The sequence below is a fragment of the Pseudonocardia sp. ICBG1293 genome (assembly GCF_020131355.1).
GTDB lineage: Bacteria > Actinomycetota > Actinomycetes > Mycobacteriales > Pseudonocardiaceae > Pseudonocardia.
Window position 1 is genome coordinate 161,483 of sequence record NZ_JAHLEL010000047.1, and the last position, 20,016, is coordinate 181,498.

General features: G+C 73.8%; 21 protein-coding genes and 1 pseudogene. 10 read left to right on the plus strand and 12 right to left on the minus strand.

Annotated features, from left to right (window positions below; genetic code table 11):
* Positions 1-29: 29 nt before the first annotated feature.
* From KPF47_RS24045 to KPF47_RS24075, 8 genes and pseudogenes are all read left to right on the plus strand, one after another.
* A complete protein-coding gene (locus KPF47_RS24045; RefSeq protein WP_224391071.1) occupies positions 30-857 on the plus strand; it encodes an RraA family protein in 828 nt (275 codons plus the stop codon).
* Between the two features lie 155 nt (positions 858-1,012).
* A pseudogene (locus tag KPF47_RS41070) lies at positions 1,013-1,210 on the plus strand (mandelate racemase/muconate lactonizing enzyme family protein); the annotation flags it as partial.
* A gap of 85 nt (positions 1,211-1,295) precedes the next feature.
* Positions 1,296-2,201, plus strand: a complete 906-nt coding sequence (locus KPF47_RS24055) for a mandelate racemase/muconate lactonizing enzyme family protein (protein ID WP_224391072.1) — start codon at positions 1,296-1,298, stop codon at positions 2,199-2,201.
* Between the two features lie 4 nt (positions 2,202-2,205).
* Positions 2,206-3,198 (plus strand): sugar kinase, encoded by a 993-nt coding sequence (locus tag KPF47_RS24060; protein ID WP_224391073.1) that lies wholly within the window; start codon positions 2,206-2,208, stop codon positions 3,196-3,198.
* Positions 3,199-3,339: 141 nt separating this feature from the next.
* Positions 3,340-4,287 (plus strand): acyl-CoA desaturase, encoded by a 948-nt coding sequence (locus KPF47_RS24065; RefSeq protein ID WP_374108885.1) that lies wholly within the window; start codon positions 3,340-3,342, stop codon positions 4,285-4,287.
* 179 nt (positions 4,288-4,466) lie between these two features.
* Positions 4,467-4,997, plus strand: coding sequence for an MFS transporter (locus KPF47_RS41075; RefSeq protein WP_374108886.1), 531 nt, complete (start codon positions 4,467-4,469; stop codon positions 4,995-4,997).
* 48 nt (positions 4,998-5,045) lie between these two features.
* Positions 5,046-6,431, plus strand: coding sequence for an MFS transporter (locus KPF47_RS24070; protein WP_374108887.1), 1,386 nt, complete (start codon positions 5,046-5,048; stop codon positions 6,429-6,431).
* Positions 6,424-7,050 (plus strand): TetR/AcrR family transcriptional regulator, encoded by a 627-nt coding sequence (locus tag KPF47_RS24075; protein WP_224391074.1) that lies wholly within the window; start codon positions 6,424-6,426, stop codon positions 7,048-7,050. The genes KPF47_RS24070 and KPF47_RS24075 overlap by 8 nt, the downstream gene beginning before the upstream one ends.
* Positions 7,051-7,110: 60 nt before the next feature.
* On the opposite strand, the gene KPF47_RS24080 is transcribed toward KPF47_RS24075, so the two are convergent.
* From KPF47_RS24080 to KPF47_RS24120, 9 genes are read right to left on the minus strand one after another with little or no spacing between them, the layout of a single operon-like run.
* The gene (locus tag KPF47_RS24080) at positions 7,111-7,965 is read right to left on the minus strand and encodes an ABC transporter permease (RefSeq protein WP_224391075.1); all 855 of its coding nucleotides are present in this window, start codon (positions 7,963-7,965) and stop codon (positions 7,111-7,113) included.
* A 3-nt stretch (positions 7,966-7,968) separates the two neighbouring features.
* Positions 7,969-8,835 (minus strand): ABC transporter ATP-binding protein, encoded by an 867-nt coding sequence (locus tag KPF47_RS24085; RefSeq protein ID WP_224391076.1) that lies wholly within the window; start codon positions 8,833-8,835, stop codon positions 7,969-7,971.
* 47 nt (positions 8,836-8,882) lie between these two features.
* Positions 8,883-9,914, minus strand: coding sequence for an ABC transporter substrate-binding protein (locus KPF47_RS24090; protein WP_224391077.1), 1,032 nt, complete (start codon positions 9,912-9,914; stop codon positions 8,883-8,885).
* Positions 9,911-11,050, minus strand: coding sequence for an amidohydrolase family protein (locus tag KPF47_RS24095; RefSeq protein WP_224391078.1), 1,140 nt, complete (start codon positions 11,048-11,050; stop codon positions 9,911-9,913). Before KPF47_RS24095 ends, KPF47_RS24090 begins: the two co-directional genes overlap by 4 nt.
* A complete protein-coding gene (locus tag KPF47_RS24100; RefSeq protein WP_224391079.1) occupies positions 11,047-12,183 on the minus strand; it encodes an amidohydrolase family protein in 1,137 nt (378 codons plus the stop codon). The genes KPF47_RS24095 and KPF47_RS24100 overlap by 4 nt, the downstream gene beginning before the upstream one ends.
* On the minus strand, positions 12,180-12,620 hold the full coding sequence (locus KPF47_RS24105; RefSeq protein WP_224391080.1) for a Rieske (2Fe-2S) protein: 441 nt from the start codon (positions 12,618-12,620) through the stop codon (positions 12,180-12,182). The genes KPF47_RS24100 and KPF47_RS24105 overlap by 4 nt, the downstream gene beginning before the upstream one ends.
* Complete coding sequence (locus KPF47_RS24110; protein ID WP_224391081.1) at positions 12,617-13,054, minus strand: aconitase X swivel domain-containing protein; 438 nt, start codon at positions 13,052-13,054, stop codon at positions 12,617-12,619. Before KPF47_RS24110 ends, KPF47_RS24105 begins: the two co-directional genes overlap by 4 nt.
* Positions 13,051-14,331, minus strand: coding sequence for an aconitase X catalytic domain-containing protein (locus tag KPF47_RS24115; RefSeq protein WP_224391082.1), 1,281 nt, complete (start codon positions 14,329-14,331; stop codon positions 13,051-13,053). Before KPF47_RS24115 ends, KPF47_RS24110 begins: the two co-directional genes overlap by 4 nt.
* A 55-nt stretch (positions 14,332-14,386) precedes the next feature.
* Positions 14,387-15,694 (minus strand): FAD-dependent oxidoreductase, encoded by a 1,308-nt coding sequence (locus KPF47_RS24120; RefSeq protein ID WP_224391083.1) that lies wholly within the window; start codon positions 15,692-15,694, stop codon positions 14,387-14,389.
* A gap of 74 nt (positions 15,695-15,768) precedes the next feature.
* Between KPF47_RS24120 and KPF47_RS24125 the strand changes: the two genes are divergently transcribed.
* Positions 15,769-16,833: an IS630 family transposase gene (locus tag KPF47_RS24125; protein ID WP_255658826.1), complete on the plus strand. Its 1,065-nt coding sequence runs from the start codon at positions 15,769-15,771 to the stop codon at positions 16,831-16,833.
* 71 nt (positions 16,834-16,904) lie between these two features.
* Here KPF47_RS24125 and KPF47_RS24130 read toward each other — a convergent pair whose 3' ends face one another.
* Positions 16,905-17,864 (minus strand): LysR family transcriptional regulator, encoded by a 960-nt coding sequence (locus KPF47_RS24130; RefSeq protein WP_224391084.1) that lies wholly within the window; start codon positions 17,862-17,864, stop codon positions 16,905-16,907.
* A 268-nt stretch (positions 17,865-18,132) separates the two neighbouring features.
* Between KPF47_RS24130 and KPF47_RS24135 the strand changes: the two genes are divergently transcribed.
* Positions 18,133-18,567 carry a pyridoxamine 5'-phosphate oxidase family protein gene (locus KPF47_RS24135; protein ID WP_224391085.1) on the plus strand — a complete coding sequence of 145 codons (435 nt, stop codon included), beginning with the start codon at positions 18,133-18,135 and terminating at the stop codon, positions 18,565-18,567.
* Between the two features lie 15 nt (positions 18,568-18,582).
* On the opposite strand, the gene KPF47_RS24140 is transcribed toward KPF47_RS24135, so the two are convergent.
* Entirely contained in the window at positions 18,583-19,149 is a 567-nt protein-coding gene (locus tag KPF47_RS24140; protein WP_224391086.1) for a hypothetical protein, read from the minus strand.
* Between the two features lie 300 nt (positions 19,150-19,449).
* Positions 19,450-19,962, minus strand: a complete 513-nt coding sequence (msrA, locus tag KPF47_RS24145; protein ID WP_224391087.1) for a peptide-methionine (S)-S-oxide reductase MsrA — start codon at positions 19,960-19,962, stop codon at positions 19,450-19,452.
* Between the last annotated feature and the right edge of the window lie 54 nt (positions 19,963-20,016).

Below are 20,016 nucleotides of genomic sequence, written 5' to 3' on the forward strand. Positions count from 1 at the left end.
ACCCGGCACGACAGATGATGAGGACAACGATGCAGATCCAGCTGGACCGCGGCGGTCTCGAGGCACTGACCCCGGAGTGGACGGGCGACCGCGACGGCAACGGACGACCGCTCGTCAGCGACTCCGTGATCGACCGCCTCCGCGGCATCTCGACCGAGCAGGCCTGGAAGCCGATGAAGCAAGCCGGCTACCTGCGCCAGTTCGTCGGCGACTGGTGCCAGACCCGACCGGGTCAGCACCTGATCGGGCGCGCCGTCACCGCGCAGTACGTACCGCACCGGCCCGACTTCGATGCCGTGGTCCTGCACTACGCACGCGCCCGTGGCTGGGCGGCGGACGGTGTGGTCAAGCAGAACTGGTGGGCCATCGAGGCCCTGGTCCCGGGTGACGTCATGGTCGTGGACATGTTCGGGAAGATCGAACAGGGCACGTTCATCGGCGACAACCTGGCCACCGCGCTGGCCAGCAGGGCCGGCGGCGGCGGCGCCGTGATCGACGGTGGCATCCGCGACGAGACGGGCATCGCCGAGCTGGAGTCGACGAACGTCTTCCACCGGGGGGCGCACCCGACCGGCATCGCCGACGTGACGATGGCCGGGCTGAACGTGCCGGTCCGGGTCGGTGGTGTCACGGTGCTGCCCGGCGACATCGTCATCGGCACCCCGACCGGGGTCATCTTCGTACCGCCCCACCTCGCCGAACCGGTGGCCCGGCACAGCGAGGACACCCGCCTGCGCGACGCGTTCGGCAAGTCCCGCCTCGCCGAACGCGTCTACACCAGCGCCCAGATCGACATCGGGACCTGGGACGCCGAGATCCAGGCCGACTTCGAGGCCTGGCGGCTGGACCACCGATGACCGCACCGGCATCCGCCACACCAACCGCGACACGGCGAGCACACGGGAGGGCCCCCATGACCGAGGTCGGACTCGAGGACCGGATCAACACCCGGACGCGTTCCAGCGACCTGCGCATCACGGACATGCGCATCGCCAAGCTGGACGGCGTTCCGATGCGCCACACGATCATCCGCCTGGACACCAACCAGGGCATCACCGGCTGGGGCGAGGTACGGGACCAGGCGAGCGCGACCTTCGCGCTCATGCTCAAGTCCCGCCTGGTCGGCGAGAACCCGTGCAACGTCGAGAAGGTCTTCCGCAAGATCCGTCAGTTCGGCGGGCACGGCCGTCAGGGAGGCGGGGTCTCCGGCGTCGAGATGGCACTCATGGACCTGGCCGGCAAGGCCTACGACGTCCCCGCCTACCTGCTGGCCGGGGGGGAAGTACCGCGACCGGGTGCTCGTCTACGCCGACACCCCCGCCCGCACGGACCCGGAGGAGATGGGCAAGGTCCTGCTCGAGCGCATGGACCGGGGCTTCCGGATGCTCAAGATGGACGTCGGCCTGTCGCTGCTGTGGGACGTCCCCGGAGCCGTCGTCGCGAGCGAGCACGAGCGCACCCGCAAGCCCAAGATCCGCCCCTACACGATGCATCCCTTCACCGGGGTCCACATCACGCAGAAGGGGGTCGAGCACCTGGTCGACTATGTGGCGCGGGTACGCGAGATGATCGGCTACGAGATGCCGGTCGCGGCCGACCACTTCGGCTACATGGACGTCGAGTCGGCTATCCGGCTGGGGCGCGCCCTCGAGCCGTTCGGGCTGGAGTGGCTCGAGGACCTCATCCCCTGGCAGTTCACCGAGCAGTGGCGCCAGATCACCGACGCCATCGCGGTCCCGACCTGTACCGGTGAGGACATCTACCTCGCGGAGAACTTCAAACCCCTGCTCGACCGCCAGGCCATCCGCGTCGCGCATCCCGACCCGGCCAGCGCCGGCGGCATCCTGGAGACCAAGCGGATCGCCGACCTCGCCCAGACCTACGGTGTCCCGACCGCTCTCCACCTCGCCGCCACGCCGATCGCCACCATGGCGTGCGTCGCCATCGGCGCGGCGTCGGAGACCTTCTACGCCCTGGAGCACCACGCCGCCGACGTTCCCGCGTGGAGCCGGCTCGTCACCGGGCTCCCCGACCCGATCATCCAGGACGGGCACATCGCGGTCCCCGAGGCGCCCGGGCTCGGCTTCGGGGACATCGACGAGGAGGCCTTCACCGCGGCGTTGGACCCCCGGGATCCCGCGTTCTTCGCGGAGACGAGCGCCTGGGACGACGAGTCGAGCTACGACCGTCAGTGGGGCTGAGGGCGTGACGGGGCCCGTACCGGGCGGGGACCGGGGCGGGGTCGTCACCCTCGGCGAGACGATGGCCCTGCTGACCCCCGACGGCCGGATGGCGGCCGGCTCGTCGATGCGGATCGGTATCGGTGGGGCCGAGTCGAACGCGGCGATCGGCCTGGCCCGGCTGGGGTGCGACGTGACGTGGATCGGGCGGGTCGGGGACGACGACCTCGGCACGGCCGTACTACGCGAGATCCGTGCCGAGGGGGTGCGGGTCGTGGCCGACCGCGACCCGCACGCGCCCACCGGCCTGATGCTCAAGGAGGTGCGGGGCGGTCGCCCGAGCCGGGTCCGCTACTACCGTTCTTCCAGTGCCGCGGCCCGATGGCGACCGGAGGACCTCGACCACGTGACCGGCCGTATCGCCGGTGCCGCGACGCTGCTCGTGACGGGCATCACCGCCGCCCTGGGCCCGGGACCGCGCGCCGTGCTGACCCGCGCGATCGCCGTCGCACGGGATGCGGGCGTCGAGGTCGTGCTCGATGTCAACCACCGCCGGTCGCTCTGGACCGACGAGCAGGCCAGGGAGGTGCTCGGAGGCCTGCTGACCGACGTCGACGTGGTGCTCGGCGGGGCGGACGAGGCCGCGATGCTGCTGGGGCGCGCGGCGGGAGCGGAGACCGTGGAACGCGGTGCGGAGCTCGCAGCCGGGCTCCGCACCCTCGGTCCGGCGACGGTCGTGGTCAAGCTGGGTGCGCTCGGTGCCCTCGCCGACGGGAAGGACGGACCGTCGTACGTCCCGACCCGCCCGGTGACGGTCGTCGACCCGGTCGGGGCCGGGGACGCGTTCGCCGCGGGTCTGTTGGCAGCGCGGATCGAGGGGGCCGCGCTGCCCGAGCAGATCGCCCTGGGCAACGCCTGCGGTGGCGCCGTGTGCGAGGTGCCCGGCGACTGGGAGGGTCTGCCCACCCGTGCGGAGCTCGCCCGGGCGCCGGGGTCGCGGACCTCGGTCACCCGGTGAGACGGGGCGTGGGCTCCGCCGCCCGGCCCCGTCGGTCGCCCCCGCGCGGCGGACGGGTCGTGGGACGGCCCGGGGCGGGACATCCGTCCGGGGGGTTGTCCCCACTGTCCGTTCTGGTGCGAGCCGGAACCATCGGGAGGTGTGACCGACACCCGGCCCGCGCCGCGCTCGGACTTCTCCGACCGGCTCCGGCATCCCGTTCCGCACCTGTTCGTCTACGCGTTCGCGATCGTCCCGGCGATCGCGCTCGTCGCCGCGGTCCCGCTGGCCTGGGGCTGGGGCCTGACCTGGCTCGACGCCGGGCTCGCCCTCGGCCTGTACATCGTGTCGATGCTGGGCGTGACCGTCGGTTTCCACCGCTACTTCACCCACGGCTCGTTCACCGCCAACCGCCCCCTGCGGATCGCGCTGGCCGTGGCGGGCAGTCTGGCCGTGCAGGGGCCGGTCCGGCACTGGGTGGCCGACCACCGGCGCCACCACGCCTACGCCGACGCCGAGGGCGACCCGCACTCGCCGTGGCGCTACGGCACCTCCCCCGCCGCGCTGGTCCGCGGGTTCTGGCACGCCCACATGGGCTGGATCTTCGACCGGTCGCTGACCGACCAGCGCCGCTTCGCACCGGACCTGCTCGCCGACCCCGACATCGACCGGGTGCACCGCGGCTTCACCCTCCTGACGATCCTGTCGGTGTTCGGGCCCGGCGTGATCGGCGGCCTGGTGACCTGGTCGTGGTGGGGCGCGTTCACCGCGTTCTTCTGGGCCGGCCTGGTCCGGGTCGCGGTGTCGCACCACGTCGCGTGGTCGACCAACTCGATCTGCCACCTCGTCGGTGAGCGCCCCTACCGGGCCCGGGACCGCTCCACCAACGTCTGGCTGCTCGCCGTCCCGAGCATGGGCGAGTCCTGGCACAACCTGCACCACGCCGACCCCACCTCGGCCCGGCACGGCGTCGGCCGCGGTGAGATCGACATCTCGGCCGGGACGATCCGGCTGTTCGAGCGGCTCGGCTGGGCGTGGAACGTCCGCTGGCCCACCGAGAAGCGCCTGGCCAGGCTGGCGGCCCGGCCGGACGAGCCCGCCGCCGCCTGACCCGACCCCGGGCGTCGCCCCCGGCGCGGTGCCGCGACGGCGGGCACGACGTGGCCCCGCGCCCCGGAGCCGGACACCACACCGGTCACCGGCGCGCGGGGCCCGCTCCGGTGCAGACTGTGCGCCGACGCACGTTCGGCAAGTTTGCACTCTGTGCATCTTTGCGCCAAACTCGTTGGGTGACGTCAACTACCCGCCCTGCGCGCACCCCCGAGGAGGCCGCGGCCCACCGCCGCGACGTACTGCTCCCGCTCACCGGCCTGCTGATGGCGCTGTTCGTCGGCGTGCTGTCCAGCACCATCGTGTCCAACGCGCTCCCCCGGATCCTGGGCGACCTCGGCGGCACGCAGGCCGAGTACACCTGGGTGGTCTCGGCGTCACTGCTCGCGATGACCGCATCCACCCCGATCTGGGGCAAGCTCGCCGACCTCTACTCCAAGAAGCTCCTGGTCCAGGCCGCGATCGGGATCTTCCTGGTCGGCTCGCTGCTGTGCGGGCTGGCGGTCTCCACCGGGCAGCTGATCGGCTTCCGGGTGCTGCAGGGCCTCGGCATGGGCGGTCTGCAGGCGCTGACCCAGGTGGTCATCGCCGCGATCATCACCCCGCGCGAGCGGGGCCGGTACATGGGCTACCTCTCCGGGATCATGTCGATCGCCGTCGTCGGCGGGCCGCTGCTCGGCGGGATCATCGTCGACTCGCCGCTGGGCTGACGCTGGTGCTTCTTCGTCGGCGTCCCGCTGGCCGCGCTCTCGCTGCTGGTGCTGCAGCGCACCCTGAACGTCCCCACCCCCGTGCGGGCCGACGGCGAGCGCCCCCGTATCGACTACCTGGGCGCCACCCTCATCGCCGCCGCGGTGTCGGCGCTGCTGCTGTGGACCTCGCTGGCCGGCAAGCAGTTCGGCTGGGCCTCGCCGACCTCGTTCGGGCTCATCGGCGCCGGCCTGGTGCTGCTGGTGGGCGCGATCGTCGTCGAGCGACGGGCGAAGGACCCGGTCGTGCCGCCGTTCCTGTTCCGCGACCGCACCGTCGTGCTCGCCACCGTGGCGAGCCTGTTCGTCGGCGTCGCGATGTTCGGCTCCACGATCTTCCTGTCCCAGTACTTCCAGCTCGCCCGGGGTGCCAGCGCCACCGAGGCGGGACTGCTCACCCTCCCGATGATCGTCGGCATGTTCGGCGCGTCGAACATCGCCGGCCAGCTCATCACCCGTACCGGCGTCTGGAAGCGCTACCTCGTCGGCGGCGCGGTCTCGTTGACCGCGGGTCTGACCCTCGGTGCCGCGGTCATCTCCTCGACCGCCCCGTACTGGCTGGTCGCGATCGCGATGGCGCTGGTCGGCATCGGCGTCGGCACGACGCAGCAGAACCTGGTGCTGGCGGTGCAGAACACCGTGGCGTTGCGGCACATGGGCGCCGCCAGCTCCACCGTGACGTTCTTCCGCTCGCTCGGCGGGTCGGCGGGCGTCGCGGGGCTGGGTGCGCTGCTCGCCTCCGTGGTCGGCTCCCGGACCGCGGCCGGGCTGGCCGAGGCCGGTGTCGACGGTGGCGCGGCGGTCGGCGGCGGTCAGGTGCCGCACCTGGCCGACCTGCCCGAGCCGGTCCGGTCGATCGTGATGGAGCCCTACGGGCACGCCACCTCGATGATCTTCCTGGTGGCCGCGCCGCTGGCGCTGCTCGCACTGGCCGCGATCCTGGCGCTGCGCGAGGTGCCGCTGCGCGACACCCTCGACATCGAGAAGCCCGCCGACCCCGGCACCGGTGCCGCGGCGACCGTCCCGGCCCCGCCGAGCGGCCCCACCGGGCCGGTGCTGCACGGGTTCGTGCGGGCCGACGGCGCCCCGGCGGGCGGTGCCGTGCTCACCGTCCTCGACGGCACCGGCGACGAGCTCGGTCGTACCCGCGCCGACGCCGACGGGCACTACCGCATCTGCGTGGCCACCGGCATCGTGTCCACGGTGTACCGCTGGGAGGGCCGTCCCGCCGCCCGGCGGGTCGCCGTCGGGGAGGACGGGCTGCGGCTCGACGTCGACCTCCCGGCCGGGACGGCGTCGGCGGGCGCCGCCGGCCCCGACGGGCAGGGCAGGCCCGAGTTCGTCTCGGTCATCGAGGCACCCGAGCGCGAGCGGACGGGGGCCGACCGTGGCTGAGCAGGGCACCCCCGGGCGTCGTGAGCGCAAGAAGGCCGCCACCCGGGCCGCGCTGGCCGCCGCCGCGCTGCGGCTGTGCAGCACCCGTGGCCCGGACGCGGTGACCGTGGAGCAGATCGCCGACGCCGCCGACGTCGCGCCCCGCACCTTCTTCAACTACTTCACCTCGAAGGAGGAGGCGGTCGTCGCGGGCAACGCGTCGTCGGCGGACACCCTGGTCACCGCGTTCGCCGCGCGCCCGGACGACGAGCCGGTGACCGAGTCCCTGCGGCACGCCCTGCACGCCGTGGTGACCGATCCCGGGTACCTCGACCGGGTGCGGGCGCTGCGGGCGCTGAGCGGGCACCCGACGATCGTCGCGCACCAGCTGGCCGCGTTCGCCGCCCAGGAGCGGGCGCTGGCCGGGGCCGTCGTGGCCCGGACCGGTTCCGACCCGGCACGCGACCTCTACCCGACCCTCGCCGCGGCCGCCGCGGTGACCGGGCTGCGCGTCGCGGTCCAGCACTGGCTCGGCGACCACGGGGTGGACCCGCGGTCGCCGTCGCTGCCCCAGCTGGTGGACGAGGTCATGGCCGTGTTCGACGCCGGGGTGCGCGCCCTGGCCGACGCCCCGGCCTGACCCCGACCACGACACCGACACCGACCGCGACCCCGCCCGCCGCGGTCCGCGGCTCGCCGGTCAGACCCCGGTGCTCACGGACTCGTGCCAGGGGATGATCAGGCGTTTCGCGGTGGTGACCATCACGTAGAGCAGTGACCCCAGCACCGCGAGCAGCACGATCACCGCGAACAGCCGTGGGGCGTCGAGGGCGTTGAGGCTCGACACCACCAGGTACCCGAGCCCGGCGCTGCCACCGAGGTACTCGCCGACGATCGCGCCGATCACCGAGAAGACGATCGCGACCTCGGCCCCGGCGAACACGTAGGGCAGGGTCGCGGGCAGCTCCAGGTTCCGGAACGTCGCCCACCGTGAGGCGCCCAGCCCGGTCATCACGTCGCGGTGCCCGCGCTCGACCGAGCGCACCCCCAGCATCACGTTGAGCATGATCGGGAAGAACGCGAGCAGCCCCGCCATGATGATCTTCGAGGTGGGCCCGAAGCCGAACCAGATGACGAAGATCGGCACGAACGCCACCTTCGGCACGACCTGCAGCGCGACCAGGGCCGGCTGCACCGCGCGGCGGAGCCACTCGATCCGCCCCAGCAGCGCGCCGACCACGATGCCGGCGACGAGGGCGCAGCCGAACCCGACCAGGACCTCCAGCAGTGTCACGCCGATGTGCCCCCAGATCGCCGGGTCGGCCAGCAGCTCCCCCAGCGCGCCGAGGACGGCGGCCGGGGCCGGCAGGATGAACTCCGAGACACCGACCACCGAGACGGTGAACTGCCAGCCCGCCACGAGCAGCAGCAGGAGCACGGGTCCGGAGATCCACGGCAGCCGCCGCAGCCAGGGCGACTCCTTCTCCGGTCCACCGGGGTCGGTCACGGGGGTGGCGGGGTCGGTCGCGGGCGCGGGCCGTTCGGTCGTGGTCATCGGTCAGTCCTCCCGGTCCAGCTCGATGCGCAGCCCGGCGACCAGCGCGCCGAACTCGGGTGTCGTCTCGGTCGCCGCGGACCGCGGCCGGGGCAGGTCGACGGGGGTGACCGACCGGATCCGCCCCGGCCGCGGCGTGAGCAGCACGACCCGGTCGGCGAGGAACACCGCCTCGGGGATCGAGTGGGTCACGAACACCACCGTCGCGCCGGAGACCGCGTGGATCTGCTGCAGCTCCAGGTTCATCCGGTCGCGGGTCAGCGCGTCCAGCGCGCCGAAGGGCTCGTCCATCAGCAGCACCGACGGGTCACAGGCCAGTGCCCGCGCGATCGCCGCCCGCTGGCGCATCCCGCCGGACAGCTCGCGCGGGTAGGAGTCCTCGAACCCGCCGAGGCCGACGGTGGCGCACAGCTCGACGGCCCGGGCACGCCGCTCGGCGCGCGGGACCCCGCGGAGCTTGAGCGGCAACGCGACGTTGTCGGTGATCGTGAACCACGGGAACAGGTTCGCCTCCTGGAAGACCAGGCCGAACTCGGCGAACACGGCGTCGTCGCGGCGGCCCGCGGACCAGGCGGGACGCCCGCCCGCCTCCACCAGCCCCGCGGACGGGGCCAGCAGCCCGGACAGGATCCGCAGCAGGGTCGTCTTGCCGCAGCCCGAGCGCCCGACCAGGGAGACGAACTCGCCGCGGGCGACGTCCAGGTCGATCCCGGACAGCGCGTGCACCTCCCCCCGACGGGTCGGATAGACCTTGTCCACACCCGACACCCGCAGGCCGACCGCGCCACCGGTCGGGGCCGCAGGCGTCGCGGACCGGGTGGTCGTCCGCCGGGCCGCCGTCTGCTGCTGGGTCGCCGTCTGCTGGGTCATGTCCGTCTCCTGCTCCGTCGCCGGGGACCGTCGTGTCGTCGGGGTGCTCATGGGGCGCCCTGGGTGCCGTTGAGGCCGGCGTCGAGCCACTGCGCCGGGTCCAGGGCCGCGGGGACCTGCCCGACCGAGGACACCTCGTCGTAGGTGGCCTGCCAGCGCTGCGGGGAGATCCCGGTCGGGCCCTGGCCCGCGGCGTAACCGTCGACGTAGGCGGCGAGCGCGGCCCGCGCGACCTCGGGCCGTTCCAGGGCCGAGACCTGGTACTTCGAGCCGATGAGCTGCATGGTCTCGGCGAACCCGCCCGCCTCGTCGGCGGTGATGAACGCCGTCGCGTCCGCGATCGCCGCGAGGTAGCGGCGCAGCTTGTCCTGCTCGGCCGGATCGGCAGCGGTGGCCTTCGAGGTGGCGTAGACCTGCGACCCGGCGGAGATGGCCTCGTTCGGGTCGTAGACGACGGCCTCGGGGCGGGTCGCCTGGAGCAGCATGGCGGTGTCGAGCGAGACGATGAACGCGTCGACCCGACCGGTGTCCACCAGGTCGAACACACCGGGGCTGAGCCCGACGACCTGGCGACGCAGCTCGTCGGGGGCGATCCCGGCCGAACCGGCGACCAGGTCCAGGGTGATGGAGCTGGTGCCGCCCTCCGACGGTGTCCCCACCAGCTTGCCGCGCAGCTGTGCGGCGTCGGTGACCGGCGCGCGCTGCGAGGAGACGAGCCGCAGCGGACCGTTGTGCACGACCCCGCCGATCGCGACGAGCGGAGCGCCACGCTCCCCCGCGGCGACCATCGTCTCGATGTCCCCGATCCGGGAGATCTCCGCGGAACCGGCGAGCAGGGTCTGGATGGCCGAGGCGGAGCCCTGCGTGGCCTCGAAGGTCACGTCGAGACCGTGGGCGGCGAAGTAGCCCTTGGTGTCGGCGATCATCTCCGCGGCGTAGCCCAGCGACTCCATCGGCAGGATGTTGAGGAAGGTGATCCGGTCGCGGCCGTCCTCGCCGGCGCCCGAGCCGCAGCCGGCGAGGACGAGGCAGGCGGCGAGCAGGACCGCGGCGAGACGCCGGGTCGTCGTGCGGGTCATCGGGGGACCTCCGGTGCGTGCTGGGCCGACGCGGGGGACGGCGCCGGTGGGGCGACGGTGTCGCTGCTGCGGTACCCCGCGGTGTCGCTGCCGCGGTACCACGCGGTGGCGTTGCCGTGGCGGATCGCGGCGCGGGCGGCGGGGTCGAGGGCGTCGAGCAACCGGTCGACCCCCCGGCCGTGACGGTGCGGGTGGTCGCCGGCGTAGAGCAGGAGATCGGCGGCACCGAGCACGTCCAGCGCGGCGTGCAGCTCGCCGGGGTCGCGCGGCAGGTGGATCGGCGCGGTGGTGAGACGGACCTGCTCGCGGACGTACTGCGAGGGCATCCGGTCCACCCACGGCACCTCCCGCCGGATCCCGCGCCACTCCTTGTCCAGCCGCCACAGCAACGGCGGCAGCCAGGAGGACCCGCACTCGGCGACGGTCACCCGCAGCCCGGGCAGCGCACCGAGGGCACCCTCGGCGACCAGCGACACCAGCTGGGACTGCGCGACCTGCCCGTGGGACAGGTAGTCCTGCAGGTAGGTGTGGGTGAACCCGGTCGTGGTCGGAGCGCTGCCGACCCGGCCCCAGGCGTGCATCGTGACGACCAGCCCGGCCGCGGCGGCGGCCGCCAGGACCGGCCGGAACACCGGGTGGCCCCAGCGCAGGTCGTGCCCGCGCACCGGCAGCAGCACCTGCACGAAGCGCGCGTCGTCCGCCCAGTGCTCGATCTCGGCGACGGCCGCCGCCGGGTCGCCGAGCGGGACCGCGATCGACCCGCGGGCGCGGGGCTCGTGGTCGAGGAACTCCTGTGCCGTCCAGGTGTTCACCGCCCGGCACAGGGCGGCCTCGAAGGCGTGGTTGCGGCTGACGTCGAACGCGGTGGTGCACGTCAGGACCGCCGTGGCGACCCGTCCCCCGCCGGGGGCCGGAGGGTCGAGGACGGCGGCGCGCAGGGTCGCCACGTCGTGCGGGGCGGAGCCCTCGACCATCGCGGGCGGGTAGGCACCGGCCTGGACGGGGTCCACGCGCAGCGCGGCGACCCGGGCGTAGTCGCGCCAGTAGGGGCTCAGCAGCGGCGAGAGGTCGGCGAACGAGGCCGGTGCGACGTGGGTGTCGGCGTCGAAGAACTCCTCGACCGGCTCGGCGCTCATCCCTCGCTCCCGGGCAGGGTCAGGCCGTAGAGGCGGGCGGCGTTGGCGGCCGCCATCGGCCGGCGCAGGGCCGCGGGCAGCACCCGCAGCGCGGTGATCGGGTCGTCGAAGTCCCAGTGCGGGTAGTCGGAGGAGAACAGGATCCGGTCGGTCATCCCGGTCTGCTCCCACGTCGTCGCCAGGTGCTCGGGCACCGGCGGCTCGTCGATCGGCTGGGTGGTGAACCAGAGCCGTTCGCGCACGACCTCCGACGGCGGGCAGGTCAGCCACGGGACGTCGTCGCGGCACAGCTCCCAGGCGTCGTCGAGCCCCCAGAGCAGCGACGGCAGCCAGGACACCCCGCCCTCGACCAGCACGACCTGCAGGCCCGGCACCGCCTCCAGGGCGCCGCCCGCGACGAGCCCGGTCAGCGCAACGGCGACGGCGTTGCCGTACCAGGCGTGCTGCTCCAGGTAGAACGACGGCCACCCGTCGCCGCGGTGGCCCTCGGTGCCGCCGAGGTGCACCGCGACCGGCAGCCCGTGCGCGGCGGCCGCGGCGAGGATCGGCCGGTACTTGGGGTCCGACCAGGGCAGGTGGGTACCGCTGGGGAACAGCACCTGCACGAACCGCGGGTCCGCGGCGCGGCGCTCGATCTCGGCGACGGCCTCGGCGGGCGACTCGTGCGGGATGCAGATGCTGGCCCGCAGCCGCGGCTCGGGGTCGAGCCAGTCGGTGACGAGCACGTCGTTGTACGCACGGCACAGTGCGGCGGCGAACGCGGGCTCCTCGGCGCCCGCGGTGTGCCCCTGCATCGGGATGAGCACCCCGGCGACGACGTCGTAGGGGTCCAGCAGCTGGCTGCGCATCAGGTCGAGGTCACTGCCGGGAGGCCGGACCACGCTGCCCGGCGGGCCGGCGTCGGGGTGGGCGTCGCGGCGCATGCCGCCGTGCCGGACCCGGGGGTAGACCGCGGGCGGCGGGGCACCGCGCAGGCCGAACCGCAGGTAGCGGCGCCGCCAGGTCTCGGGCAGCGCGGCCGCGAGCCGGTCCGCGGTGACGACCGGGTGGATGTCGGCGTCGACGATCGGGGTGCGGGCACGGCGCCGGCCCGGAGCCCGGGTGGTGGCCGTGGCGGAGTCGGTGGTGGTCATGACGTCTCCTCGGTGGCGGTGCGACGGCCGGTGTCGACGACCACCCAGCGGTCCTCGACGGTCACCTCGAAGGTCTCGGCGGTGTACGGGCCGGGGGTCATGCCCGGCGGCCCCGGCTCGACCGACGCCGGGAGGCTGCGGGCGGGGGCGTCGCCGGGCTGGTAGGAGCGGCCGGTGCGCACGTCGTACTCCCAGCCGTGCCAGGGGCAGGCGACGAGCACGTGGTCGTCGTCGAGCCGGACGTCGGCCGGGCCGGACGCGACCGGGGCACCGGCGACCGAGCCGCGGCACAGCGGCCCGCCCTGGTGCGGGCAGTGGTCGGCGAGGGCGTAGTAGTCGTCGCCGACCCGGAAGACCCCGATGGAACGGGTGCCGACCCGCACCACCCGGTGCTCGCCGGGGGCGAGCTCGTCGGCGGGCAGCACGGCGAGCCTCATGACCCGTCCCCCGCCCGCCGGAGGAGCTCGACGGTGCCCACGGTGGCGTCGAGCCGGATGTGGTCGCCGGTGCGCAGCACTTGTACCGGGTCCTCGTCCAGGTCGGCCAGCGCGGGGACCCGGGTGACGACGGCGCCGAGCGCGGCCTTGGTCGTGGTGACGGTGAAGACCATCCCGAGCGGGGCGGTCCCGAGCAGCCGGGTGCTCTGGAAGAACGCCGACCAGCCCGAGGACCCCTTGGCCCCGGGGAACACCAGGATCCGCCCGGTGAAGCAGACACCCTGGAGCGGGTGCCGGGCCTCGACGATCGTCCCGCTCGCCGGGTCGATGCCACCCCACCCGGAGATCGTCTCCGGCGAGACCAGCGCCTCTCCGGTGACCACACCGGGGACCACGGTGCGGCCGCGCAGGACGGTGCCGACGGTGGCGGTCATCGCAGCTCACCCGACCAGCGCCCGGTGACCGCGGCGTGCACGCAGTCCTCGGTGGTACCGAACCACGCCTCGATCCCGAGGATGGCGGGCAGGTAGTGGGCCTGCTTGGCCGAGTCGGTGGCGAACACCCGCGTGCCCGGCGGGGCGAGGCGGGACATGGCCGGGCACGAGTCGGTGAGCACCCGGGCTCCGGCGGCCTCGATGACGGCGGTGTACCCGCTGCGCTCGGCGACCGCGGCCAGCGCCCGCGGCGCCATGATCCACAGCGAGGTGCCGTCGTGCAGCCTGCGACCGTCGAGGAGCCGGGCGACGTCGCGGATCTGGTCGAGCGAGGCGTGCGGGCAGCCGAGCAGGACGAAGTCGACGTCCGTGCTGGTGCCCTGGTCGTTGAGCCGGGCGTAGGTGGCGGCCCGCTCGGCCGCGCCGTAGACGACGGCCTCGGCCGGGGCCGCCCCGCCGAACGCGGCCTCGACCGTCGGTGCCTCCGGGGTGACCCCGGGGACGTGGTACATCTCGACCCCTCCGGAGGAGGCCGCGGCGGCGCCGAAGTGCTTGAGGTCGGTGAGGTCGGGCAGGGCGAGGTCACCGGTGACGACCGGGCGGGCCTCCTGCACGACGTCACCGGTGAAGTAGCCGAGCAGCCCCCAGTCGAGGAACCCCGCGACCGGCGTGTCGACGCGCACGAGGTGGGTACCGCGGCGGTGGGCGTCGTGGTGGTTGCCCCAGCAGGGCACACGGCCGGTGAGGCTCGCCGCGCCGGTCGACGCGGTGCCCTCGCAGTTGGTGCGGGCCCCGAGCACCGAGTTGGCGTAGACGACCGCGGAGGACTCCATCCAGGCGCAGTGCTCGCCGCGGACCGGGAGGTTCCCGACCTGGTACGGCGTGCAGGTGGCCAGGATGGAGACGCCGCGGCGGCCGTAGAAGGTCTCGGCGTCGGCCTGCAGCTCGACGAAGTCCGCCGGGTAGGGCGCGACATCGGTCGCGTCGGCGCCGAAGCCCTGCTGGAGCTGGCAGGCGGGCACCGCCATCGGCGGGATCGGGTGGGTCTCGTCGCTGTCGAGGTTGATCACCGAGAACGCCCGGTCCCACCCGCCCTCGGCGACCAGGCGGGCCTTGAGCGGGGAGGGCTGGGTGGCGGTCCCGGCCACGTTGCGGACGGTGCAGAACCGCTCGGCGTCCAGTGCCTCGGCGTAGCGGATGAGCAGGTCCATCGCGGCGGCGACGGCGGGCCCCTCGGCCCCGTCGAGCATCCTGCGGTCGTCGTCGGTGAGTATCACGGGGCGCCTCCGGGCATCGTTGCCTGTCTCCTCGTGGTGGTGGCGGTGTGGCGGGTCAGTCGTCGACGTTCTCGCGGATCCGGTCGGTCAGGGCGTCGGCGCGCACGTCGTGCAGGCTCCCGGCGGGTCCGGCCAGGTCGAGGGCGTGCGCGGCGGCGTGGCCCATCGCCGCGCACGGCCCCATGACGCGCACGCTGGACAGGGCGGCGGCGTCGCCGTCGATGCAGCGGCCCGCGGCGAGCAGGTTGCCGACGGCGGGCGGCAGCATCGAGCGCAGCGGCACGTAGTGCAGGTGGTCGGCGTCGAAGGTCTCCCAGACGTAGCCGTCGGGGCTGTCGTGCAGCTCGATCGGCCACGCGGTGCGGGCGACGGCGTCGTCGGGGCGGGTGCCGGACCGGACCTCGTCGACGGTGAGCTGGTGGACGGCGGCGAGCCAGCGGGTCTGACGCCGACCGGGCAGCCCGTAGGAGCGTACGGCGGCCTTGCCGAACACCTCGGGGAACTCGGCGCGCAGGAACTCGACGACGCGGTCGGCCTGCGCCTTGCCCTCCAGCTGGGCCTCGGCGGCGGCGATCGGGTCCAGCGGGGCCTCGATGTGGGTCATGTTGAGCACCGCGGTGTCCCGGCCGGGGAAGTAGAAGGCGAGGCCGTCGCGGCGGAGCAGGCCGTAGTCACCGGCCTTGGCCGCGACCCGCTCGGCGAGCTCCGCGGGCTCCGGGGCGGCGCTGGCGTCGAGGTGCTCGACGACGAGCTGCTGGCTGCCGTAGATCTCCCGGTCCGGCAGCCGGCACTCGAGGCCGGCGGCCCAGGCGAGCGCGGCGTCCCCGCTCGCGTCGACGAACCCGGCCGCGGTCACGTCGACGGCGCCGTAGCGGGTGGCGAAACGGGCACCGAGGACGCGGGCGTCGGCGCGCCGGACGCCGGTGAGCGTGGCGTTGGTGAGCACCCGGATGCCGTGGGCGCGGACGGTGTCCTCGACCCAGCGGCCCAGGCGCACCTCGTCGTAGCCGACGGTGAGGGTGTGGCCGGTGCGGCGGAACAGGTCGCCGCTCGCCTCGAGGTCGGGGAACAGGGAGTCGAACAGGCCGTGGGTCAGCTGCCGGAACTCGGGGCCGTTGCCGTAGACACCGCAGAACAGGCCGATCAGCGAGTTGACCATCTGTCCGCCGAGGACGGGGGCGGCGTCGACGAGGACGACGTCGCGGCCGAGGCGGGCGGACTCGACGGCGGCGGAGAGGCCGGCGATGCCGGAGCCGACGACGCAGACGTCGGCGGTCACCGCGTGCTCGGCCGGGTCACCGGCCTGCAGCGGGGCGTCCCGGATCACGGTGTGGATCGGCAGGGGCGTCAGCGGGTGAGGCATGGCTCACACACTAGTGTTGCGGTAACTAGGTTACTTTACTCACGGGCTGGTTTACGGGATCATGAGCTGTGCCGTTGACTGTGACCGTGGACGTTCCGGCCGCCGACCGCGAGGTGCTGGAGTCCTGGCTGCGTTCCTCGTCGGTTTCGGCGGGACTGGCCCGACGGGGCAGGATCGTGTTGCTGGCCGCGGACGGGGTGGCGGTCAAGGACATCGTCACACTGGTCGGGGCGTCGAAGGCGACGGTGATCGGGTGGAAGAAGCGTTACGCCGCTGAGGGGATCGCCGGGCTGGCCGACCGGCCCAAGGCGGGCCGGCCGCCGGTGATCGACGAGGTCGCGGTCGTGCTCGCCACGCTGGAACCGCCGCCTGAGCGGCTCGGAGTCACGCACTGGTCGTCACGGCTGCTCGGTGCCGAGCTCGGGATCTCCCACGTGTGGATCGGCAAGATTTGGCGGCGGTGGGGGCTGCAGCCGTGGAAGTCCGAGACGTTCAAGTTCTCCACCGATCCCGAGCTCGAAGCCAAGGTCCGCGACATCGTCGGGTTGTATCTGAACCCGCCGGACAAGGCCGTCGTGCTCTGCGTCGACGAGAAATCCCAGGTCCAGGCCCTGGACCGGACAGCGCCGATCCTGCCGATCATGCCCGGTATCCCGGAGAAACGGACGCATGACTACGTCCGTCACGGCACCACCACGCTGTTCGCGGCGTTAGAGGTCGCGACCGGGCGGGTCGAGCAGGCGTGCCTGCCGCGGCATCGCCATCAGGAGTTCCTGCGGTTCCTCAAGCAGGTCGCGAAGGCCTACCCGCGGCGCAAGCTGCACCTGGTGGTGGACAACTACGCGACCCACAAGCACCCCGCAGTGAAGGCCTGGCTGGCCCGCAACCCGCGGATCACCCTGCACTTCACCCCGACCTCGGGATCGTGGCTGAACATGGTCGAGGTCTTTTTCGGGGTCATCACCCGCCAGGCCATTCGCCGTGGCAGCTTCGGCAGCGTCAGAGAACTGATCGGCGCGATCGGCCGGTTCATCGACGGCTGGAACGAACGCTGCCACCCGTTCATCTGGACCAAACCCGCAGACCACCTACTCAACCACTGCCGACCCGGTCAAAGAACATCGTTTACGCGACACTAGGAACGGGCCGGGCCGGGCCGGAAATAGAACGTTCGGCTGCCGGACCATCGACCGCACGAATAGTTGCAGCTCTACAGGGTGGACGACAGCTCCACGATGAGCTCGCGGAGCCACCGGTGGGCCGGGTCCGGCTCGAGGTCGGTGTGCCACCAGAGTCGCTCGTGGATCGGTCCCGGGTCCCCGGGGCAGGGCAGCACGGCCAGTCCCAGCCGGTCCGCGACCTGGCGGGCGAGCCGCTCCTGCAGCAGGGCGACCCGGTCGGTCCCGGCGACGAGGTAGGGGACCGACAGGTAGCTCTCCACCCGCACCCGGATGTCGGGTTCGACGCCGAGGCGCGCCAGCTGGCGGGTCATCGGCGCGGCGGCGGACATGCCGCGGTCCGGGGCGAACGGCACCACCCACGGCATCGCCGCGAGCTCGTCGAGGCCGAGGGTCGGTTCGGGCCCGGCGGCGACCGGGTTCGTGGCGTCCACGACGCACACCCACCGGTCGTCGAACAGGGCGGTGGAGCGCAGCTCGGGGCGTTCGAAGCGGGCGGCGGGCGGAGCGATGAGGCCGTCGATGAGCCGGATGGTCTCGCCGATGTCGGCGGAGAAGGACTCGCGGACCAGCCGCAGCCTCAGCTCGACCCCGGGGGCGCGCCGGGCGGCCGCCGCGGACAGCGCGGGCCCGAGCACCGCCACGGTGTAGTCGGCGACGAGCAGCGTGAAGCCGCGCCGCGCCGTCGACGGGTCGAAGCCGTGGCCGGTTCCGAACAGCCGCTCCGCGGCCGAGCGCACGCCCTCCACCTGGTCCACGAGCTGCGCGGCGAGCGGGGTGAGGACGTAGCCGCCGGGGTGCCGGGACAGCAGGTCGTCGTCAAAGTGCCGGCGCAGCCGCGACAGCGCGGCGCTGGCGGCGGGCTGGGAGATGCCGATGCGGGCGGCAGCCCGGGTGACGTTGCGCTCGCGCAGCAGCTCGCGCAACGAGACGAGCAGGTTGAGGTCGAGGTTGGCCAGCCGGACCGACGGGGGGTTCGGCGGGGTCGTCACGACGGGCCGCCCACGGTGGCGGCGGACCCGCGCACCCTCCGCCCGGGGGCGGTCCCGCCGGCGGTGCGGAGCCGGGCGCGGTGCAGGACGGCGACGGAGGTCACGGCGACGCACGCTAGCCGCGCCGCCAGCAGGGGGCACCCACCCGGGCGGCCGGGATGCGGCGCCGGCCTCCCCCGCCGTCGACCCCACCGGGCCCGGACGTACGGACAGGTTCTCCGGCGCCCGACCCATGTCGTCGTCCACGCCGCTGTGGTGTCCTGGCCCCATGACCACCACCGACAGCCGGACCGCCCTCACCGCCGACGACCGCGCGTTCCTCGCCCGCCCGCTGCACGGCTTCCTCAGCGTCGCCGGCGGCCCGGTGCCGCCGCAGCCCCGGCCGGTCTGGTTCGAGGCGACCGACGAGGGCACCGTCGAGATCTTCACCGGGCCGGAGTCGCTGCACATCCGGCGCCGGCGCACGGACCCGCGGGCCTCGATCGTCGTCGCGGCACCGGTCGGGGAACGGGAGCGCTGGATCGCGGTCGAGGGCGGCACGACGGTGGAGCCCGACGGGGCGCACGCGCTGGCGCAACGTCTCGCCGAGCGCTACTGGGACCTCGAGGACCCCACGCGCGCCGCGGACCTCGCGGCGATCCTGGCCGAGGACCAGGTACGGCTGGTGATCCACCCGGAGCGGGTGCGGCGGCTGACGTTCTGAGCCCGCGGCCCCGGCTCAGGGGGTACGGCGCCCCGACCACCCGGGCTCGACGGCGGCCCAGTCCTGCTCCCAGGCGCGGGCGAACGCCCGCCCGTTCCAGGCGAAGACCAGCCGCCCGGCGGCCAGTACCCCCGCCGCCCACACCACGGCGGTGACGAACCCGGCCGCGACGGCGACCGTCACCGCGTCGGCGGGTGTCGACGGCGGCGGCGCCAGCCGGCCGTCGGGCCCGACCCAGGCCTGCACCCGGTCGCCGACGTCGTACATGCCCGGGAGCGTGCTGCCGCCGGTGTGCGGCAGCCCGTCCGGGCCGGTCCAGCTCAGGGTGAGTGCCTGCTGGCCGGTCTGCAGGTCGCCGACCGCGCTCACCCGGGAGGCCACCGTCGCCGCGACGGGCACCCGCTGGTGGGCCTCGACCGCGCCGCGTTCGAGCACCGAGCCGTGGGCCGCGGCACCGGCGAGCCACGCCACGAGCAGCCCGGTCGCGGCGAGCAGCCCGAGCAGCACCGCCAGCAGGTCCTCCCGGCGGCACGCGCGGCGGCGGAGCCGGTCGGCGGGTCCCGTCGGGTCGCCTGCGCGCATCGTTCCTCCAGGGGTCGGTCGCCGAGATCGTCGTCCCCACCACCGCGGGTGAGGACCCGATCACCGAGGACTACCCCCGTTATCGCCCCGTGACATCCCGGCGCGACGCAGATCACGCTCCCGGGACGGCGTGCGGTCACCTGCCGTACTCGGACGGTCGGGGACCGCACGAGCCAGCACCGGTGGCGCTGCCCGGCCGCCGGCCGTGCAGCGGAGCCCGCTCGCCGCCCGGGGGCGCAGACGCCGGACGGCCCGCGACGCGGGGTCGCGGGCCGTCCGGGTGGTGGGAGCGGGTGGGCGTCAGCTCGTGCTGGCGGTCCGCCGCGGCAGCACCCAGTTCGGGCGCGGGAAGTGGCAGGTGTAGCCGTAGGGGTACTTCTGGAGGTAGTCCTGGTGCTCCGGCTCGGCCTCCCAGAAGTCACCGGCGGGCTCGACGTCGGTGCTGGCCCGGCCCGGCCAGAGCCCGGACGCGTCGACGTCGGCGATGGTGTCCAGGGCGACCGCCCGCTGCTCCTCGCTCGTGTGGAAGATCGCGGAGCGGTAGCTGCGGCCGATGTCGTTGCCCTGGCGGTCCTTCGTCGACGGGTCGTGGATCTGGAAGAAGAACTCCAGGATCTCGCGGTAGGAGATGCGCTCCGGGTCGAAGACGATCTCGACGGCCTCGGCGTGGTCGCCGTGGCGCCGGTAGGTCGCGTTCGGCGTGTTCGGGTCGCCCGAGTAGCCGACCCGGGTGGACACGACGCCCGGGCGCTCGCGGAGCAGCTCCTGGACACCCCAGAAGCACCCGCCGGCGAGGATCGCGGTTTCGGTCATCAGGTTGGAACCTCCCTGTGTCGGGTCTCGACCGGTACAACGACGCGGCTCCCA

Excerpts from the sequence above, each read along its gene's own strand:
- KPF47_RS24085 (WP_224391076.1), bottom strand. The coding sequence starts at position 8,835 with ATGACCCAGCAGACGGCGACCCAGCAGCAGACGGCGGCCCGGCGGACG.
- KPF47_RS24140 (WP_224391086.1), bottom strand. The coding sequence starts at position 19,149 with ATGCGCGCAGGCGACCCGACGGGACCCGCCGACCGGCTCCGCCGCCGC.
- msrA (WP_224391087.1), bottom strand. The coding sequence starts at position 19,962 with ATGACCGAAACCGCGATCCTCGCCGGCGGGTGCTTCTGGGGTGTCCAG.
- KPF47_RS24135 (WP_224391085.1), top strand. The coding sequence starts at position 18,133 with ATGACCACCACCGACAGCCGGACCGCCCTCACCGCCGACGACCGCGCG.
- KPF47_RS24110 (WP_224391081.1), bottom strand. The coding sequence starts at position 13,054 with ATGACCGCCACCGTCGGCACCGTCCTGCGCGGCCGCACCGTGGTCCCC.
- KPF47_RS24095 (WP_224391078.1), bottom strand. The coding sequence starts at position 11,050 with ATGAGCGCCGAGCCGGTCGAGGAGTTCTTCGACGCCGACACCCACGTC.
- KPF47_RS24090 (WP_224391077.1), bottom strand. The coding sequence starts at position 9,914 with ATGACCCGCACGACGACCCGGCGTCTCGCCGCGGTCCTGCTCGCCGCC.
- KPF47_RS24100 (WP_224391079.1), bottom strand. The coding sequence starts at position 12,183 with ATGACCACCACCGACTCCGCCACGGCCACCACCCGGGCTCCGGGCCGG.
- KPF47_RS24120 (WP_224391083.1), bottom strand. The coding sequence starts at position 15,694 with ATGCCTCACCCGCTGACGCCCCTGCCGATCCACACCGTGATCCGGGAC.
- KPF47_RS24080 (WP_224391075.1), bottom strand. The coding sequence starts at position 7,965 with ATGACCACGACCGAACGGCCCGCGCCCGCGACCGACCCCGCCACCCCC.
- KPF47_RS24105 (WP_224391080.1), bottom strand. The coding sequence starts at position 12,620 with ATGAGGCTCGCCGTGCTGCCCGCCGACGAGCTCGCCCCCGGCGAGCAC.
- KPF47_RS24045 (WP_224391071.1), top strand. The coding sequence starts at position 30 with ATGCAGATCCAGCTGGACCGCGGCGGTCTCGAGGCACTGACCCCGGAG.